We start from the raw sequence: 16,653 nt of genomic DNA, 5'->3' as shown, positions 1-16,653 counted from the left end.
GAGGTGACCCAGTCCCTGAGACGCCCGGCTGTCCGGCGGCCCTGCGCCCGTAAGCTCTCACCATGGATCTCGAGACCTTCCGCAAGCTGGCGTCCGACCGACGCGTGATTCCCGTCAGCCGCAAGCTCCTCGCGGACGGGGACACCCCGGTCGGCCTGTACCGGAAGCTGGCCGCCGAGCGTCCCGGCACCTTCCTCCTGGAGTCGGCCGAGAACGGGCGCTCCTGGTCCCGGTACTCCTTCGTCGGCGTGCGCAGCGCCGCGACCCTCACCTCCCGCGACGGCGAGACGCACTGGCTCGGCACCCCGCCCGTCGGCGTGCCCACCACCGGCGACCCGCTCGCCACGCTGCGCGCCACCGTGGAGACCCTGCACACCCCGCACGACCTCGCCCACGACCTGCCGCCCTTCACCGGCGGCATGGTCGGCTACCTCGGCTACGACATCGTGCGCCGCCTCGAGGACATCGGCCCCGGCGAGAACGACGAGCTCCGGCTGCCCGAGCTGACCATGCTGCTCACCTCGGACCTCGCCGTGCTCGACCACTGGGACGGCTCGGTCATGCTGATCGCCAACGCGATCAACCACAACGACCTGGAGACCGGCGTCGACGAGGCGTACGCCGACGCCGTCGCCCGCCTCGACGCGATGGAGGCCGACCTCTCCCGCGCCGTCCCCGCCGCCCCGGCCGCGCTGCCGCCCTCCGAGCTGCCCGAGTTCAGCACCAAGTGGGGCGGCCCGGAGTACCAGGTCGCCGTCGAGGACATCAAGGAGCGCATCCGCGCGGGCGAGGCGTTCCAGGTCGTGCCCTCGCAGCGCTTCGAGACCCGCTGCACGGCCAGTGCCCTGGACGTCTACCGGGTGCTGCGGGCCACCAACCCCTCGCCGTACATGTACCTGCTGCGCCTCGACGGCTTCGACGTCGTCGGCTCCTCGCCCGAGGCCCTCGTCAAGGTCGAGGACGGCGGCGCGATGGTGCACCCCATCGCCGGGACCCGGCACCGCGGCGCGACCCCGCAGGAGGACCAGGCGCTCGCCGAGGAGCTGCTCGCCGACCCCAAGGAGCGCGCCGAGCACCTCATGCTGGTCGACCTCGGCCGCAACGACCTGGGGCGGGTCTGCGAGCCCGGCTCCGTCGAGGTCGTCGACTTCATGTCCATCGAGAAGTACTCGCACGTCATGCACATCGTGTCCACCGTCACCGGACGGGTGGCCGAGGGCCGTACCGCCTTCGACGTGCTGACCGCCTGCTTCCCCGCGGGCACCCTCTCCGGCGCCCCCAAGCCCCGCGCGATGCAGATCATCGACGAGCTGGAGCCGTCCCGGCGCGGCCTGTACGGCGGCGCCGTCGGCTACCTCGACTTCGCCGGCGACTCCGACACCGCCATCGCCATCCGCACCGCGGTCCTGCGCGACGGCACCGCATACGTGCAGGCCGGGGCCGGTGTCGTCGCCGACTCCGACCCGGTGGCCGAGGACAACGAGTGCCGCAACAAGGCCGCCGCCGTGCTGCGCGCCATCCACACGGCCAACCGGCTGCACGCAGGCGAGGAAGAGGGCGCGTAGCGCTTCCCTATACGGGTGGTGGTGGGCGACGGGCGGGCATAAGGGATAGTGGACGGGTGACTTCAGCAGTTCCGCAGCCCCGTACCGAGACCGCCTCCGCCGCCCGGGCGAAGGGCGGCGGCCGGCGCAGCCTCGCCGCGGCCCTCCTTCTCGGCGCCGTCGGCGCGGCCCTGGCGCTGCTCGCCTCCCGCCAGGCGTGGGCGCACGGCACCGCGTCCGTGGCGGGCGGCGCCTTCCCGCTGACCGCCAAGGGAAGCGACGTCACCGGCGTCCCCGCGGCCCTCGCCATAGTGGGCCTCGCCGCCCTCGTGGCCGTCTTCGCCGTGCGCCGCACCGGCCGCTTCCTGGTCTCGCTGCTGCTCGCGGCGAGCGGCGCCGGGATCATCGTCGCCGCCCTGCTCGGCGTGGAGGACACCGAGGCGCTGGACGAGAAGGCCGCCGAGGCGTCCGGCGACGCCGCCGCCCGGATCGGTGACCTCACCCACACCGGCTGGCCGTACGCCGCGGCCGCAGCCGGACTGCTGCTCCTGATCGCCGGGATCCTCGCCCTCACCCGCGGCGGCAGCTGGCCCGCCATGTCCGGCCGCTACGAGCGCGGCGGCGCCCCCGCCCCCCGCAGGGCGAGCCGCCCCGTGGACCCGGAGCGCCCCGAGGAGCTGTGGAAGGCCCTGGACCGCGGCGAGGACCCCACGCGCGAGGGCTGACCCGACGCGCGTGTCCCGCACCCCGCGCTCACGCCTGACGCGCGCGTGCGGGACAATGTGAGCGAGCGTCCGACTCGCGGTGGGCGGACCCACCCACCACCCACGCACAGAGCACACGAGGAGCAAGTCATGGCAGGCCACGGACACACCCCAGCCGCGTGGACCGGAAGCATCATCGCCTTCATCGGTTTCTGCGTCGCGGGTGCCTTCATGGTGATGGCCAAGCCGGTCGGCTTCTGGGCGGGCATGGCCCTCATCGCCGCCGGTGCCGTCGTCGGCGGCGCCATGAAGGTCGCCGGTCTGGGCCAGAAGCCGCACGCGCACCCGGTCACGCAGACCGAGGGCTGAGCGGCGGGCGCACACCGGCCCTCGTACGGACGCGGAGGCGGCCAGGACACGGTCCGGGCCGCCTCCCGCGCGTTTCCCCGCCGGGCGCCCACGCGGACGGCGGGGGAGAATGCTCGGGTGAACGCCGAATCCACGGAGCTGTCCGGCGAGTTGTCACCACCGCCGTCGTCACGGCAGCCACCGCCGCCGCCGGGGATGCCGCCTGCGCCGCTCGCGCCGCCGGCGCCACCCGGCTCGGCCGCGCGCCGGCTGCTCGTGCCCGTCGCGCTGCTCGGCTCCGTCGCCGCCGCCTTCGCCTACGTGGGCACGGTCGACCCGAACGAGCCGGGGCACTACCCCGTCTGCCCGCTCCTGCAGTTCACCGGCCTCTACTGCCCCGGCTGTGGCGGCCTGCGCAGCGCGCACGCCTTCATCCGCGGCGATTTCCCCGCGGCCCTCGGCGCCAATGCGCTCGCGGTGGTCGGCTATCTCGTGTTCGCCGTGGTATGGCTGCTGTGGGCGGTCTCCGCCGCGCGTGGCAGGAAGCTGCGGATCGAGTTCGGTTCGGCACACGTCTGGGTGGTAGGGGTCCTGATCGTGGGCTTCACGGTTGTCAGGAATCTGCCGGTCGGGGCCTGGCTGCACCCGTGAATCCGCGGCCGTGCGCTGAGATGAGTCCAGGACGTGGGACCGGCGTCAACCGGATGCGGGGCCTTCGCCCGCCTGTGGATATCATCGCAGTGACCATCGGAGTGCCCGATGTGGGCGATCCGAGAACAGCTTGTACCCAGCTTGAACGTCAGTTTTCAGCCGTCAGGAAGGGGGCCGCTCGCGTGAGCGTGCTCGACGAGATCATCGACGGAGTCCGTGCCGACCTCGCGGAGCGGCAGGCGCTCGTCAGCCTCGAAGAGCTCAAGGAGCGTGTGGCCAAGGCTCCCGAGGCGAAGGACGGCGCCGCCGCGCTGCGGGGCGACGGCGTCAAGGTCATCTGCGAGGTCAAGCGCTCCAGCCCGTCCAAGGGGGCGCTCGCCGCGATCGCCGACCCCGCGGGGCTGGCCGCGGACTACGAGGCGGGCGGCGCTGCCGTCATCTCCGTCCTCACCGAGAAGCACCGCTTCGGCGGCTCGCTCGCGGACCTCGAGGCCGTCCGCGCCCGCGTCGACGTGCCGATCCTGCGCAAGGACTTCATCGTCACCGCGTACCAGCTCTGGGAGGCCCGGGCCTACGGCGCCGACCTCGCCCTGCTGATCGTGGCGGCCCTGGAGCAGCCCGCCCTGGTCTCCCTCATCGAGCGCGCCGAGTCGATCGGCCTCACGCCGATCGTCGAGGTGCACGACGAGGACGAGGCGGAGCGCGCGATCGACGCCGGGGCCCGGGTCATCGGCGTCAACGCCCGCGACCTCAAGACGCTGAAGGTCGACCGCTCCACCTTCGAGCGCGTCGCCCCCGAACTCCCGGACAGCGTCGTGAAGATCGCCGAGTCCGGCGTGCGCGGCCCGCACGACCTCATCGCGTACGCCAACGCCGGCGCCGACGCGGTCCTGGTCGGCGAGTCCCTGGTGACCGGCCGCGACCCGAAGACGGCCGTCTCGGACCTGGTCGCCGCGGGCGAGCACCCGGCCCTGCGGCACGGCAGGAGCTGACCCGCCGGTGTCCGTCGTCCGCCACGTCACCGCGCGCGATCCGTACGCGCGCCTCGCTCCCGGCTGCCTCCCGCCCGTCTCCCGCCGCCACCCTCAACCGAGGCGCTGCGCGCCGCCCTTCTGGTTGCGCGGCTGCCGGGCGCCCGCGCGGCGTGTGCGGGGCAGGCGGGTGCGGTACCACATCGGGGCGGAGCCGGGCCAGATCCCCGGGATGCGATGGCGACGGCGCCCCGAGCGCCGTCCGAGCTGAGGAACGCCCCGCAAGGAGCGCAGGACAGCACGTCCGACCGGCAGCGGCGCTCGGACACACCCGCGAGAGCCAGAGAGCCATCAACTCCACTCCTAGCGAGGTTTCCGCATGCCCAGCGAGTTCTTCATTCCTGACCCGGAGGGTCAAGTCCCCAGCGCCGAAGGGTACTTCGGCGCCTTCGGCGGCAAGTTCATCCCGGAGGCGCTGGTCGCCGCCGTGGACGAGGTCGCCGTCGAGTACGACAAGGCCAAGGCGGACCCCGAGTTCGCCCGTGAGCTCGACGAGCTGCTCGTCCATTACACCGGGCGCCCCAGCTCCCTCACCGAGGTGCCGCGCTTCGCCGAACACGCGGGCGGCGCCCGGGTGTTCCTCAAGCGCGAGGACCTGAACCACACCGGCTCGCACAAGATCAACAACGTGCTCGGGCAGGCCCTGCTCACCAAGCGCATGGGCAAGACCCGTGTCATCGCCGAGACCGGCGCGGGCCAGCACGGCGTCGCCACCGCCACCGCCTGCGCGCTCTTCGGCCTCGACTGCACCATCTACATGGGCGAGGTCGACACCCAGCGCCAGGCCCTGAACGTGGCCCGGATGCGGATGCTCGGCGCCGAGGTCGTCGCCGTGAAGTCCGGCTCGCGCACCCTCAAGGACGCCATCAACGAGGCGTTCCGCGACTGGGTCGCCAACGTCGACCGCACCCACTACCTCTTCGGCACCGTCGCCGGGCCGCACCCCTTCCCGGCGATGGTCCGCGACTTCCACCGCGTCATCGGCGTCGAGGCCCGGCGCCAGATCCTGGAGCGCGCCGGACGGCTGCCGGACGCCGCCGTGGCCTGCGTCGGCGGCGGCTCGAACGCGATCGGCCTCTTCCACGCCTTCATCCCGGACGCCGGTGTCCGCCTCGTCGGCTGTGAGCCCGCGGGCCACGGCGTCGAGACGGGCGAGCACGCGGCCACGCTGACCGCCGGTGAGCCCGGCATCCTGCACGGTTCGCGCTCCTACGTCCTGCAGGACGAGGAGGGCCAGATCACCGAGCCGTACTCGATCTCCGCCGGACTCGACTACCCGGGCATCGGCCCCGAGCACGCCTTCCTCAAGGACAGCGGCCGCGGCGAGTACCGCGCCGTGACGGACGACGCGGCGATGCAGGCGCTGCGCCTGCTGTCCCGTACGGAGGGCATCATCCCGGCGATCGAGAGCGCCCACGCGCTCGCCGGGGCCCTGGACCTCGGCAAGGAGCTCGGCAAGGACGGGCTGATCGTCGTCAACCTCTCCGGGCGCGGCGACAAGGACATGGACACGGCCGCCCGCTACTTCGGCCTCTACGACACCGACGCTTCCGAGGGGGACGCCAAGTGAGCGGCAACATCCAGCTGTTGAGCCAGACCCTCGCGGCGGCGAAGGCCGAGGGGCGCTCCGCCCTCATCGCCTACCTCCCGGCCGGGTTCCCGACCGTGGACGGCGGCATCGAGGCGATCAAGGCGGCGTTCGACGGCGGCGCGGACGTCGTGGAGGTCGGCCTGCCGCACAGCGACCCGGTCCTGGACGGCCCCGTCATCCAGACCGCCGACGACATCGCGCTCAAGGGCGGCGTCAAGATCAAGGACGTCATGCGGACGGTGCGGGAGGCCCACGAGGCCACCGGCAAGCCGGTCCTGATCATGACGTACTGGAACCCCATCGACCGCTACGGCGTGGAGCGCTTCACCGCCGAGCTCGCCGAGGCGGGCGGCGCCGGGTGCATCCTGCCCGACCTGCCGGTCCAGGAGTCGGCGCTGTGGCGCGAGCACGCCGAGAAGCACGGCCTCGCCACGGTCTTCGTCGTCGCCCCCAGCAGCCTGGACGAGCGGCTCGCGAAGATCACGGCGGTCGGTTCCGGCTTCGTGTACGCGGCCTCGCTGATGGGCGTCACCGGCACCCGGGCCTCCGTCGGCTCGGCCGCCGAGGACCTGGTGCGGCGCACCCGCGCCACCACGGACCTGCCGGTCTGCGTGGGCCTCGGCGTCTCCAACGCCGCGCAGGCCGCCGAGGTCGCCGCCTTCGCCGACGGCGTGATCGTCGGCTCGGCCTTCGTCACGTGCATGCTCGACGCCGAGGACGAGACGGCGGGCCTGACCGCGGTGCGCGAGCTCGCGGCCGACCTCGCCCGGGGTGTTCGAAACGCGTAGCCGTACGGGCGCCCGGGGCCGGTAGCCCATACGGGTGGAGCTGCGACCGGGGAGGCACGCTGGTGCCTCCCCGGTTCGTTGGCGCGGGTGTGAGTGAGAAGAACCGTGAGGGAAAGCGCACGGCCCGAGAGCGCCTTGCAGTCGAGCGAGAGCGGCAGAAGTCGCGGGAGAAGCGGCGCCGCGCACTGATCGTCAGTTCCGCCGTCGTCGGCGTCCTCGGCCTCGCCGCGGTCGCGGGCGTCCTCGCCGCCAACTCGAATTCGGGCGGCAAGAAGGACAACAACACCTCGGGCCCACTGGTCGCCCCCAAGGGGGCGAACGGCAAGGACAATCTCTCGATCCCGCTGGGCAAGGAGAGCGCCAAGTCCACCCTGGACATCTGGGAGGACTTCCGCTGCCCCGCCTGCAAGCAGTTCGAGGACACCTACCGCTCGACCATCCATGAGCTCGCCGACAAGGGCCAGTTGAAGGTCGAGTACCACCTGGCGACGCTGATCGACAGGAACCTCGGCGGCGACGGCTCGCTCCGCGCGGCCAACGCGGCGGGCTGCGCCCAGGACGCCGGGAAGTTCCCGCCGTACCACGACGTGCTCTACGAGAACCAGCCAGAAGAGACCGACGACGCCTACGGCAGCAACAGCAAGCTCATCGAGCTCGCGGGCAAGGTCGACGGGCTCGTCACCGACACCTTCAAGAAGTGCGTCGACGACGGCACGCACGACAGCTGGGTCGCCAAGTCCAACAAGGCGTTCGAGAACGGCAAGTTCCAGGGCACGCCCACGGTCCTGCTCAACGGGCAGAACATCATCAAGGACGGGAAGAAGCCGCTGACCCCGAAGGAGCTCAAGGAGATGGTCGAGAAGGCCGACAAGGCGGCGTAGCGGAGCCGGGTGCGGGGCGGCGCCCGTTATGGACCCGTAAGCGGGCTGGTTGCCGTCGCCACCGCCCGGCACGGTAGCGTCGACCCTGCCATGGACCTTGCCTATATCCCCAGCCCGTCGCACGGAGTGGTCGACCTCGGACCCATTCCGCTGCGCGGCTACGCGTTCTGCATCATCATCGGCGTCTTCGTGGCCGTCTGGCTCGGCAACAAGCGGTGGATCGCCCGCGGTGGCCGTCCCGGCACGGTCGCCGACATCGCGGTCTGGGCCGTGCCGTTCGGCCTCGTCGGCGGTCGCCTCTACCACGTGATCACGGACTACCAGCTGTACTTCAGCGAGGGCCGTGACTGGGTGGACGCCTTCAAGATCTGGGAGGGCGGCCTCGGCATCTGGGGCGCGATCGCGCTCGGCGCGGTCGGCGCGTGGATCGGCTGCCGCCGCCGCGGCATCCCGCTGCCCGCCTGGGCCGACGCCCTCGCCCCCGGCATCGCCTTCGCCCAGGCCATCGGCCGCTGGGGCAACTGGTTCAACCAGGAGCTGTACGGCAAGGCCACCGACGTGCCGTGGGCCCTGAAGATCACGTCTTCGTCGGACGGCCGGGTGCCCGGCACCTACCACCCGACCTTCCTGTACGAGTCCCTGTGGTGCATCGGCGTCGGCTTCCTCGTCATCTGGGCCGACCGCCGCTTCAAGCTGGGCCACGGGCGGGCGTTCGCGCTGTACGTGGCGTCGTACTGTGTGGGGCGCGGCTGGATCGAGTACATGCGGGTCGACGAGGCGCACCACGTGCTGGGGCTGCGGCTCAATGTGTGGACCGCGATCCTTGTGTTCCTGCTGGCCGTGGTCTACCTGGTGGTCTCGTCGCGGGTCCGTCCGGGCCGGGAGGAGATCGTCGAACCCGCGCCTCCCGGTGAGGGGAGCGGCACTGAGTCCGACTCCGTCGAGGCAGGCGCTGAGCCCAAGGACTCCGACTCCGAGGACGCCGACTCCGAGGACTCCGAAACCAAGGACGCCGACTCCGTCGAGAGCAAATCCGAGTCGGAGTCCGCCAAGAAGAGCTGACTCCCCTGACACCGGAAACCCGCGTCCCGCTTACGGGGCGCGGGTTTCCGCTGTGAGGGACAGGGTCCGCCGGGCCCCCTCCACCACCGCCCGGTCCACGAACCGGCCGTCCGGGAGGGCGAGGGCGCCCTCGTCCGTCTCCGCCGCCTTGAGGATCTCCTCCGCCGTCTCGATCTCCTCCGGGGTCGGCAGGTAGGAGCGCTCGATCACGGGGAGCTGGCGGGGGTGGATCGCCGCGCGGCCCAGGAAGCCGAGGGCGCGGCCGCGGGCGCAGGATGTGGCGAGGCCCCGCAGGTCGCGGACGTCCGGGTAGACCGACTGGGCGGGCGGTGCCAGGCCCGCCGCCCGAGCGGCCACCACCACGCGGGAGCGGGCCCAGTGCAGGCCCGCGTCGTCGCGGACGCCGAGGTCGGCGCGGAGGTCGGCCTCGCCGAGCGAGAGGCCGCGCAGGGCGGGGTGCGCGGTGGCGACGGCGTAGGCGTGCTCGATGCCGAGAGCCGATTCGAGCAGGGCGTAGAGGGCCGGGCAGCCGCCCTCGGCGGGGGCGGCGCGCTCCGCGACGCGGACCACGTCGGCGGGGGACGTCACCTTGGGCAGCCGGAGCCCCGACAGGCCCGGCAGGTGGGCGAGGGCGCGCAGGTCGCCCTCGGCGAGGGGGCCGTCGAGGGCGTTCACGCGGACGTGTACGGGAACGGGGGCGGGGTCCGGGGCGGCGAGGAGCTCGGCCGTCGCGGAGCGGGCGTACTCCTTGCGCTCGGGGGCGACCGCGTCCTCCAGGTCGACGATCACCACGTCGGCGCCCGCGGTGAGGGCCTTCGCGACCACGTCGGGGCGGTCCCCGGGCACGTACAGCCAGGTCAGCGGCAGTCTCCTCACAGGGTGCCCTCCGTTCGCAGCGCGGTGATCTCCCGTCGGGTCAGGCCGAGTTCGGTGAGGACCTCGTCGGTGTCGGCGCCGTGCGGGCGGCCCGTCCAGCGGATCGCGCCCGGGGTGTCGGTGAGGCGGAAGAGGACGTTCTGCATGCGCAGCGGGCCGAGTTCCGGGTCGTCGACGGTCGTGATCGTGTCGAGGGCGGCGTACTGGGGGTCGGCCATGACGTCCCGTACGTCCTGGATGGGGGCGACCGCGGCCTGCGCCTTCTCGAAGGACTCCATGACCTCGGCGCGGGTGTGTCGGGCGATCCAGCCTCCGACCGCCTCGTCCAGGACGTCGGCGTGCGCCGCCCGTCCCGCGCCCGTCGTGAACCAGGGCTCGGCGGTCAGGTCCGGGCGGCCGACGAGGCGCAGGACGCGTTCGGCGACGGACTGGGCGGAGGTGGAGACGGCGACCCAGCTGCCGTCCGCCGTGCGGTAGGTGTTGCGGGGCGCGTTGTTGGCGGAGCGGTTGCCGGTGCGGGTCTGGACCAGGCCCAGCTGGTCGTACCAGAGGGGCTGCGGGCCGAGGACCGTGAGGATCGGCTCGATGATCGCCATGTCGACGACCTGGCCCCGGCCCGTGCGGTCGCGCGCGGCGAGCGCCGTCAGGACCGCGAACGCCGTCGCCAGGCCCGCGATCGAGTCGGCGAGGCCGAAGGGGGGAAGCGTCGGCGGCGCCTCCGGCTCCCCGGTGATCGCGGCGAAGCCGCTCATCGCCTCGGCGAGGGTGCCGAAGCCGGGGCGGTGCGCGTACGGGCCGAACTGGCCGAAACCGGTGACGCGGGTGAGCACCAACTCGGGGTTGACCGCGCTGAGTTCGGGCCAGCCGAGGTCCCACTTCTCCAGGGTGCCGGGGCGGAAGTTCTCGATGACGACGTCGGCGGTGGCGGCCAGGCGCAGCAGGGTCGCGCGGCCGCCGCGCGTGGACAGGTCGAGGGTCATCGTGCGCTTGTTGCGGCCGAGCAGCTTCCACCAGAGCCCGACGCCGTCCTTCGACGGGCCGTGCCCGCGCGAGGGGTCGGGCCGCCGCGGGTGCTCGACCTTGATGACCTCCGCGCCGAAGTCGCCGAGCATCGTGGCGGCGAGGGGGCCCGCGAAGAGGGTGGCCAGGTCGAGGACGCGCAGGCCGGTGAGGGGGGCGGCGTGCGGGGTGGCGAGGGGAGTGGTCATGACGTCGCGCCGGGACGGGAGTCGGTGGTGGTGGCGGTGGTCGTGTCGGATGCGGTGGTCGTCCCGCCGTGTTCCGCGTCGATCTCCGCGCGGTACGGGATGGACGATGCCGCCCCCGGCCGCCGCACCGAGAGCGAGGCTGCCGTCGAGGCCCAGGCGAGCGCCTCAGGGACCGGGCGGCCCTCGCCGAGCGCCACGGCGAGCGTGCCCACGAAGGTGTCGCCCGCCCCGGTCGAGTCGACGGCGGTCACCTGCGGCGCCGCGACGACGACCGGCTCCGCGCCGCGCGCCGCGTACAGGCTGCCGCGCGCGCCCAGGGTGACCACGACCTCGGGGACCTGGGAGAGCAGTGCCTGGGCGGCGGCACGCGGCTCGGTGATGCCGGTGAGCGCGGCGGCCTCGTGCTCGTTGGGCACCAACAGGTCGACGGCGGCGAGGAGTTCGGGCGGCAGGGGCTGTGCGGGGGAGGGGGTGAGGACGGTGCGCACGCCGTGCCTGCGGGCGGCCTCGGCGGCGGCGAGGACCCCCTCGACGGGGATCTCCAGCTGGAGCAGCAGCGTGCCCGCCGCGGCGATCAGGCCCTCGTCGCCGGGGGCGAGCGCGGTGACGGTGCCGTTGGCACCGGGGATGACGACGATCGCGTTGCCGCCCTCGTCGTCGACCACGATGTGGGCGGTGCCGGTGGGGGCGTCGGTGGTGGTGCGCAGCGAGTCCGTCTCGACGCCCGACTGGTCGAGCGCGGCCCGGAGCCGGACCCCGTGGGGGTCGTCGCCGACCGCGCCGATCATCGAGACGGTGGCGCCCGCGCGGGCCGCGGCGACGGCCTGGTTGGCGCCCTTGCCGCCGGGGAGCGTGCGGAACTCGCGGCCCGTCACGGTCTCGCCGCGCTCGGGCGCCCGGGCGACGTAGGCGACGAGGTCCATGTTCGTGCTGCCGAGCACGGCGATGTGGGGGACGGGGGATGAGGCTGTCATGGGGTGCTGTTCTCCCGGGTGAGGGTGGCGGTGAGGTCCGCGAGGGTGTCGAAGCCGATGCCGTCGAAGCCGCCGACGGACGTGGCGAGCCGGTTGTGGAGAGGCGCCGTCCAGCGGTCGGGGAGCGCGTCCGGGTGGCCCGCGAGCAGGCCCGCGACCGAGCCGGCCGTCGCGCCGTTCGAGTCGGTGTCCCAGCCGCCGGAGACCGCGCGGGTGACGGAGCCGGTGAAGTCGCCGTCGGCGTGGGTGAGGGCGGCGGCGAGCAGGGCGGCGTTGGGGACGACGTGCACCCAGTGGTAGGTGCCGTAGGCCGCGTGGAGGTCGTCCACGACGTCGTCGAAGTCCCGTGCGGAGTGGGCGAGTTGCATGCCGTGGCGGACGGCGCGGGCGAGGCGGGAGCCGTCCGGTACGACGGTCAGGCCCGAGCGGAGGCACTGGTGGACGTCCGCGGTGCCGGACGCCGCCGTCGCGATCGTGGCCGCCGCGAACATCGCGCCGTACACGCCGTTGTCCGTGTGCGAGAGCGCCGCGTCGCGCCGGGCCGCGTCGGCCGCCGCCGTGGGGTCGCCCGGGTTCGTCCAGCCGTGCACGTCGGCCCGGATGAGGGCGCCGATCCACTCGCGGAAGGGGTTGTGGTGGCGGGCGGTGTGCGGGGGTTCGATGCCGTGGAGGAGGTTGCGGTAGGCGATGCGTTCCGCGGTGAAGGTGCGGGCGGCCGGGAGCTCCTCCAGCCAGAGTCTCGCCACGTCCGTGGTGGTGAACTCGTGGCTGTGGCGCTGGAGCAGGAGGAGGCCAAGGAGGGGGTAGTTGAGGTCGTCGTCCTCCGGCATGCCGTTGATGTTCTCGGCGAGGGAGGTGGGGGCTGAGCGCTTGTTCCAGGGGTGGGCTGCCAGGAGCTCTTCGGGTACGCCGTGTGCGGTGAAGTAGTTGGTCAGGGGCCAGTTTCCGGTTGCTTGGGCGAGTTGGCGGATGCCGTGGAGAGGGAGCTTCTCCACTGGTTTGCCTAGCAGGCAGCCGGTGGCTCTGCCCAGCCAGGCCGCGTGGAGGCGGGTGTGGTGGGTGGGTTTGGATGCCCCTGGCCCGCCCCTTCCCGAAACCGGGGCTTCGCCCCTGGACCCCGGCCTGGGTGGGCTCTCGGCCAGAGGTGCCGTCACACGGGGGTTGTGCCCACCCTTCCCCAAGCTCTCGACCCCGCTCGAGCAGGGGAGACCCCATTCGCCGTGCGGGACGTCTGCCCCCAACGGGTGAGACTGGTCTGCGAGTTCGTCCAGGAGTTGCTCCGCCAGAGCTCGTAGGTGAGGCGCTGGTGGTGTGGTGGATGCGCCCGCCCGCGGCGGGGCCAGGTGGCCGCCTGCCCGTAGCCAGCGGGCCCGTACCGCCGTGGTGTCCCTGCCCTCCTCCTCCGCCTGGCGGAGTTCGTGGCCGACGAGGTCCTCCGGCTGGACCCAGGTCAGGCGGAGGTGTGTCATCGGGGGTCCGTGAGGGCCGTGAACGCCCGCTCGTGGGCGCGCCGTCGCGACGTGTCGCGGGCGAAGACCTCCTGTGCGACCTCCGTCAGGGTGCGCGCCGGTGCGTGCAGGTCCAGGCGGCTGGCCTCGGCCACCTGCTTGGACCAGTCGGGCGGGGGCGCCGAGCCGAGTGCGCCCGCGAGTGCGCCCGCCATCGTGGCGATGGAGTCGCAGTCCCGGCCGTAGTTGACGGCGCCGAGGACCGAGCGGCGGTAGTCGCCCTCGCCGACCAGGAGCATGCCGAGCGCGATGGGGAGTTCCTCGATGGAGTGCAGGCGGGAGGGGCGGCGGGCGCCGAGGGAGGGGGCGCGGTAGTCGGGGCCGACCGTGTCGAAGGGGGCCACCGCCGTGCGGAGCGGGGCCAGGGCCGACTCGAAGTCCCGGTGCCCGCTTGCCACTTCGGCCACCGCCTCGATCGCGGCGCGGGTGCCGTCCTTGGCGAGGGAGAGGGCGGTGTCGACGACGGAGGCCGGGGTCGCGCCCGGTGCGCAGGCCGCCGCCACCGCCGCCGCGAACACCCCGGCCGCCTCCCTTCCGTACGAGGACTGGTGCGCGCCCGCGATGTCGAGGGCCTCCGCGTACGCCGCCGTGGGGTTCGCCGCGTTGACCAGGCCGACGGGGGCCATGTACATCGCCGCGCCGCAGTTCACGATGTTGCCGTTGCCCGCCTCGCGCGGGTCCACGTGGCCGTAGTGGAGGCGGGCGACGAGCCACTTCTCGGCGAGGAAGATCCGCTGGAGCGGGAGCGCCTCGGCTTCGAGTTCGGGGATCCAGCGGGGGGTGGTGAGGAGGTCGGGGACGAGGTGCTCGGCGATCGCGTACGCGTCCAAGTGGTCGCCCACGGCGGCGTAGACGCGGATGAGCGCGTGCGTCATCAAGGTGTCGTCGGTGACGTGTCCGTCGCCCTTGTGGTACGGGGCGATGGGCCGGGCGGTGCGCCAGCGGTCGCCGTTCCAGGGGCCGACGACGCCGTGCACGCGGCCACCGTGGCGTTCGACGATCTGGTCGGGGGAGTAGCCCTCGACGGGGCCGCCGAGCGCGTCGCCGACCGCGGCGCCGACCAGGCTGTGGGTGATGCGGTCCGCCAGGGAGAGGGCGCTAGGTGATGGCGTCATGTCCGGATTGTCCATCCAGGGCGGCCAGTTCCGTGCGTGTCGCGTCTGCGAGGCGTGCGGCGAGTTCCACCAGGTCGGTGCCGGCGAAGCGGGGCAGGACGCAGCCGGAGAGGGTGCGGCACGCCTCGCGCCAGGTGTCGGGGACGGCGGTGGCGGTGCCGAGCGCGCCGGTCAGGGCCCCGGCGAGGGCGGGTGCGGAGTCGGCCACGCGGGACAGGCAGGCGGCCGCGGGGACGGCCTCGCGCAGGTGGCCGCGGGCGGCGGTGGCGAGGGCGAGGGCGACCGGGACGGTCTCGGCGGCGGCGATGCCGTAGCTGTAGACGTGGTCGACGATCTCGTGCTCCAGGACCGGTACGAGGGCGAAGGTGCCCTCGCCCGGGGGCTGGGCGCGGGCGAGCTTGACGGCGTGCCGGGCGTTGCGGCCGATCTCCGTGTGGCCGGGGAGCTGGTCGAGGGCGGCGTCCACGGCGGCGTCGACGTCGGCGCCGCCGAGTGCGGCCGCGACGGCGGCGGCCATGGCGCGGGCGCCGTGCACGCCGTCGCCGTCCTGGGTGTAGCGGGCGTCGAACTCGGCGAGCTGCGCGGCCTGTTCGGGGGCGCCGGGGTGGACGAGGGCGAGCACGCAGGCCCGTACGCAGGCGGCGTCGTCGAAGTAGTGGGGGTTGTCGTGGCCGGTGGCGGGTGGGCGCAGGCCGGCGGCGAGGTTGCCGATGCCGGCGTGGACGGAGATGCGGGCGCGGAGGGGGAGGACGGCGGATTCGACCTCCGGGGCGCGGGACGCTGCGCCGGCGATGTCCCGGGCCAGGGCGGTCCATGTGTGATCGAGGGCTCTGCGTACGCGTGTGTCGCGGTCCGCGTCGCCGCTCGCTGCCGCTGTCTCCGCTGCGCGGAGCAGGGCGTGGGCGGTGAACGCCGCCCACTCGGCGTCGTCGGAGGGGCCCAGGCGGAGGGGTTCGGGGGGCTGGTTGAGGGCGATGGGGACGGGGAGGGTGGTGGTGGCGTTCTGCTCGGCGAAGGTGTCGAGCTCGCGGGTGAGGCGTCGGGTCCAGTCGGGGAGCTTGGCGGCTCTGTGCCGGGCGGCGGGCCACCCTGCCGCGTCGCCCGCCGCGAGCCCCAGGAGGAGCCCTTCGACGGGGGGCGCCCCGGGTCTTGGTGCGTCGCCCTCTCGCCCATCGGCACCCTGCGCCGTGGGCTGTGCCCACCCGTTCCGCCGTGCGGAACGCCTGCCCACAGCGGTGGCGGCAGGGTTCTCGTGGTTGTCCGCGGTGGGAGCGGCGGGGGACTGCTGTGCGGAACGCATGCCTGCAGCGGTGGGGGCGGGGCTGCTGTCGTTGTTCGGGGCGGCTGTCATGGCTGGGCGTTCTCCTCCTCGTCCGGGGTCAGCAACTCCGCGATGTCCAGGACGTGGTAGCCCCTCATCGAGGGGAGGCAGGTGCCTCGTACGGGGGTGATGGGGGCGGCCCATTCCGGGGGGATGCCCGAGGTGCCGTTGGTGGCGCCCGCGAGCGCGCCCGCCACCGCTGCCGTCGTGTCCGCGTCGCGGCCCATGTTGACCGCCGTCAGGACCGCCTCGCGGAAGTCGCCGCGCGCCGCCGCGTACGCGCCGAAGGCGAGGCCGACGGCCTCGGGGGCCAGGTCGGTCCAGGGGTAGCCGCCGATCACCACCGCGGAGCGGACCGCGCGTTCGCCGGCGGGGGCGGCCACCACCGCGCGGCGCAGCGAGCGGGCCGTCCAGGAGTCCATGGGGATGACCGAAAGCGCCGCCCCGATGACCCCGGCGGGGCCCGCGCCCGCCATCGCCGCCGCGACGCCCGCGGCCACCGCCCGGCCGCCGTAGATGCCCTCGCCGTCGTGGCTGACCGTGCCGTCGATCGCGACCAGGCGGGCCGCCTCGGCGGGGCGGCCCGCGGCGAAGACCCCGAAGGGGGCCGCGCGCATGGCGAGGCCGTCGCTCCACGCGTGCCGGTGCTGCGCGGAGATGGGGGCGGCGAGGCCGCGGCGGAGGTTCTCCAGGGTGCCGCGCTCGCTGAAGCCCGCGCCGCGGAACGGGCCCTCGTCCAGGTCTGCGATCCAGCGGTGCCAGGCCGTCTCGACATGAGAGACCGTCAGGGCCGAGCCGTGGCGGGCCAGAAGCAGGCCCGAGAAGATCGCGTACTCGGTGTCGTCCGTGCCGGACGGCGACTCGGTCACGTATCCCGTGATGCGGCCCCAGCGGCGGCGGATCTCGGACGGCTTCATGTTCTCCGCGGGCGCCCCGAGCGCGTCGCCCACGGCCAGGCCGAGCAGCGCGCCCCGGGCCCGGTCAAGGAGGCCGACCCCGCCTGTCACAGCCGCCGCACCCATCACGTCTGTTGCACCCGTCATGCCTGGAT

Annotated in this window: 17 protein-coding genes; 10 read left to right on the top strand and 7 right to left on the bottom strand. The window is 73.6% G+C overall.

From position 1 onward, the window contains the following. Positions 1-62: 62 nt before the first annotated feature. The 10 genes from ACQB60_RS01635 to lgt all read left to right on the top strand — a co-directional run bounded on the left by ACQB60_RS01635 (position 63) and on the right by lgt (position 8,600). Entirely contained in the window at positions 63-1,565 is a 1,503-nt protein-coding gene (locus tag ACQB60_RS01635; RefSeq protein ID WP_496923978.1) for an anthranilate synthase component I, read from the top strand. Between the two features lie 56 nt (positions 1,566-1,621). Beyond that, positions 1,622-2,269: a TIGR02234 family membrane protein gene (locus ACQB60_RS01630; RefSeq protein ID WP_496923977.1), complete on the top strand. Its 648-nt coding sequence runs from the start codon at positions 1,622-1,624 to the stop codon at positions 2,267-2,269. 129 nt (positions 2,270-2,398) lie between these two features. Beyond that, positions 2,399-2,617: an HGxxPAAW family protein gene (locus ACQB60_RS01625; RefSeq protein WP_496923976.1), complete on the top strand. Its 219-nt coding sequence runs from the start codon at positions 2,399-2,401 to the stop codon at positions 2,615-2,617. A 195-nt stretch (positions 2,618-2,812) separates the two neighbouring features. Further along, positions 2,813-3,247, top strand: coding sequence for a DUF2752 domain-containing protein (locus tag ACQB60_RS01620; RefSeq protein ID WP_496924747.1), 435 nt, complete (start codon positions 2,813-2,815; stop codon positions 3,245-3,247). Between the two features lie 182 nt (positions 3,248-3,429). After that, positions 3,430-4,239 carry an indole-3-glycerol phosphate synthase TrpC gene (gene trpC, locus ACQB60_RS01615; protein WP_384842220.1) on the top strand — a complete coding sequence of 270 codons (810 nt, stop codon included), beginning with the start codon at positions 3,430-3,432 and terminating at the stop codon, positions 4,237-4,239. Positions 4,240-4,246: 7 nt separating this feature from the next. Then, positions 4,247-4,489: a tryptophan biosynthesis modulator TrpM gene (gene trpM / locus ACQB60_RS01610; RefSeq protein WP_496923975.1), complete on the top strand. Its 243-nt coding sequence runs from the start codon at positions 4,247-4,249 to the stop codon at positions 4,487-4,489. Between the two features lie 108 nt (positions 4,490-4,597). Beyond that, the gene (gene trpB, locus ACQB60_RS01605; protein WP_496923974.1) at positions 4,598-5,848 is read left to right on the top strand and encodes a tryptophan synthase subunit beta; all 1,251 of its coding nucleotides are present in this window, start codon (positions 4,598-4,600) and stop codon (positions 5,846-5,848) included. After that, entirely contained in the window at positions 5,845-6,657 is an 813-nt protein-coding gene (trpA, locus tag ACQB60_RS01600) for a tryptophan synthase subunit alpha (protein WP_496923973.1), read from the top strand. Before trpB ends, trpA begins: the two co-directional genes overlap by 4 nt. 89 nt (positions 6,658-6,746) lie before the next feature. Then, positions 6,747-7,538 (top strand): DsbA family protein, encoded by a 792-nt coding sequence (locus ACQB60_RS01595; protein ID WP_496923972.1) that lies wholly within the window; start codon positions 6,747-6,749, stop codon positions 7,536-7,538. Between the two features lie 90 nt (positions 7,539-7,628). Next, a complete protein-coding gene (lgt, locus tag ACQB60_RS01590) occupies positions 7,629-8,600 on the top strand; it encodes a prolipoprotein diacylglyceryl transferase (RefSeq protein WP_496923971.1) in 972 nt (323 codons plus the stop codon). A 30-nt stretch (positions 8,601-8,630) separates the two neighbouring features. Here the strand turns inward: lgt and ACQB60_RS01585 are convergent, their stop codons facing one another. Genes ACQB60_RS01585 through ACQB60_RS01555 form a run of 7 tightly spaced genes read right to left on the bottom strand, consistent with a single transcriptional unit; the run spans position 8,631 to position 16,645 of the window. Then, the gene (locus tag ACQB60_RS01585) at positions 8,631-9,476 is read right to left on the bottom strand and encodes an HpcH/HpaI aldolase/citrate lyase family protein (RefSeq protein WP_496923970.1); all 846 of its coding nucleotides are present in this window, start codon (positions 9,474-9,476) and stop codon (positions 8,631-8,633) included. Then, the gene (locus ACQB60_RS01580; protein WP_496923969.1) at positions 9,473-10,684 is read right to left on the bottom strand and encodes a CaiB/BaiF CoA transferase family protein; all 1,212 of its coding nucleotides are present in this window, start codon (positions 10,682-10,684) and stop codon (positions 9,473-9,475) included. The genes ACQB60_RS01585 and ACQB60_RS01580 overlap by 4 nt, the downstream gene beginning before the upstream one ends. After that, positions 10,681-11,658 carry a ribokinase gene (rbsK, locus tag ACQB60_RS01575; RefSeq protein ID WP_496923968.1) on the bottom strand — a complete coding sequence of 326 codons (978 nt, stop codon included), beginning with the start codon at positions 11,656-11,658 and terminating at the stop codon, positions 10,681-10,683. The genes ACQB60_RS01580 and rbsK overlap by 4 nt, the downstream gene beginning before the upstream one ends. Continuing rightward, a complete protein-coding gene (locus ACQB60_RS01570) occupies positions 11,655-13,127 on the bottom strand; it encodes an ADP-ribosylglycohydrolase family protein (protein ID WP_496923967.1) in 1,473 nt (490 codons plus the stop codon). Before ACQB60_RS01570 ends, rbsK begins: the two co-directional genes overlap by 4 nt. Beyond that, complete coding sequence (locus ACQB60_RS01565; RefSeq protein ID WP_496923966.1) at positions 13,124-14,281, bottom strand: ADP-ribosylglycohydrolase family protein; 1,158 nt, start codon at positions 14,279-14,281, stop codon at positions 13,124-13,126. The genes ACQB60_RS01570 and ACQB60_RS01565 overlap by 4 nt, the downstream gene beginning before the upstream one ends. Next, positions 14,265-15,632, bottom strand: coding sequence for an ADP-ribosylglycohydrolase family protein (locus tag ACQB60_RS01560; protein ID WP_496923965.1), 1,368 nt, complete (start codon positions 15,630-15,632; stop codon positions 14,265-14,267). The genes ACQB60_RS01565 and ACQB60_RS01560 overlap by 17 nt, the downstream gene beginning before the upstream one ends. After that, a complete protein-coding gene (locus ACQB60_RS01555) occupies positions 15,629-16,645 on the bottom strand; it encodes an ADP-ribosylglycohydrolase family protein (protein ID WP_496923964.1) in 1,017 nt (338 codons plus the stop codon). The genes ACQB60_RS01560 and ACQB60_RS01555 overlap by 4 nt, the downstream gene beginning before the upstream one ends. Positions 16,646-16,653 lie beyond the last annotated feature (8 nt).

Origin of the sequence: Streptomyces odontotermitis (assembly GCF_050510915.1) — a bacterium.
In the GTDB taxonomy this organism is placed as follows: Bacteria; Actinomycetota; Actinomycetes; order Streptomycetales; family Streptomycetaceae; genus Streptomyces.
This window is presented reverse-complemented; position numbering and strand designations above follow the sequence as displayed.

Bases quoted from the DNA above. Each gene is read 5' to 3' on its own strand.
- lgt (WP_496923971.1), top strand. From the start codon at position 7,629: ATGGACCTTGCCTATATCCCCAGCCCGTCGCACGGAGTGGTCGACCTC.
- ACQB60_RS01625 (WP_496923976.1), top strand. From the start codon at position 2,399: ATGGCAGGCCACGGACACACCCCAGCCGCGTGGACCGGAAGCATCATC.
- ACQB60_RS01635 (WP_496923978.1), top strand. From the start codon at position 63: ATGGATCTCGAGACCTTCCGCAAGCTGGCGTCCGACCGACGCGTGATT.
- ACQB60_RS01560 (WP_496923965.1), bottom strand. From the start codon at position 15,632: ATGACAGCCGCCCCGAACAACGACAGCAGCCCCGCCCCCACCGCTGCA.
- ACQB60_RS01580 (WP_496923969.1), bottom strand. From the start codon at position 10,684: ATGACCACTCCCCTCGCCACCCCGCACGCCGCCCCCCTCACCGGCCTG.
- ACQB60_RS01555 (WP_496923964.1), bottom strand. From the start codon at position 16,645: ATGACGGGTGCAACAGACGTGATGGGTGCGGCGGCTGTGACAGGCGGG.
- ACQB60_RS01565 (WP_496923966.1), bottom strand. From the start codon at position 14,281: ATGACGCCATCACCTAGCGCCCTCTCCCTGGCGGACCGCATCACCCAC.
- ACQB60_RS01570 (WP_496923967.1), bottom strand. From the start codon at position 13,127: ATGACACACCTCCGCCTGACCTGGGTCCAGCCGGAGGACCTCGTCGGC.
- rbsK (WP_496923968.1), bottom strand. From the start codon at position 11,658: ATGACAGCCTCATCCCCCGTCCCCCACATCGCCGTGCTCGGCAGCACG.
- trpB (WP_496923974.1), top strand. From the start codon at position 4,598: ATGCCCAGCGAGTTCTTCATTCCTGACCCGGAGGGTCAAGTCCCCAGC.
- ACQB60_RS01620 (WP_496924747.1), top strand. From the start codon at position 2,813: ATGCCGCCTGCGCCGCTCGCGCCGCCGGCGCCACCCGGCTCGGCCGCG.